Origin of the sequence: Flavivirga aquatica, from assembly GCF_001747085.1 — a bacterium.
Classification (GTDB): domain Bacteria; phylum Bacteroidota; class Bacteroidia; order Flavobacteriales; family Flavobacteriaceae; genus Algibacter_C; species Algibacter_C aquatica.
Window position 1 is genome coordinate 1 of sequence record NZ_MDJD01000005.1, and the last position, 491, is coordinate 491.

The following is a 491-nucleotide window of genomic DNA, read 5'->3' on the forward strand; positions in this document are numbered from 1 at the left end:
TACTAGAAGCAGGTTTGAATATCATGAGTTTAAAAGAACTTTTAGGGCATGCACATATAGAAACCACGATAATCTATCTGCATGTTGCCCATACTGGGAGCTCTATAAAGTTCAGTCCTTTAGATACCTTGTTTTCTAAATAATGCTTGCTAAACATACGGTTGCAGAGGTGCTAAATCTAGAAGTATTAGACCTAAAAGACTTAGCCAATACGAGTTGGCATTTAAGGGCACTACATGCTATTAGAAAATGCAGAACCCAAGCCCTTGGCGGACATTTAGATTGGTGTAGAACTTGTGGAAAACTACAGCTTCAATTTAATTCATGTAGAAATAGACATTGCCCAACCTGTCAAGGTCATAAACAACAGCAATGGATAGCTGCAAGAAGACAAGAGTTATTGCCTGTTCCTTATTTTCATGTAGTTTTTACCTTACCAGATCATCTTAATAGCATAGCACTTGCAGATGCAAAAACGCTCTATAATATTT

Annotated in this window: 1 protein-coding gene; it reads left to right on the plus strand. The window is 37.1% G+C overall.

The window, feature by feature from the left end; genetic code table 11:
• Positions 1 to 142: 142 nt before the first annotated feature.
• Positions 143 to 491: IS91 family transposase (locus A8C32_RS00030; RefSeq protein WP_205635355.1), on the plus strand; the 349-nt coding region annotated here is incomplete at its 3' end.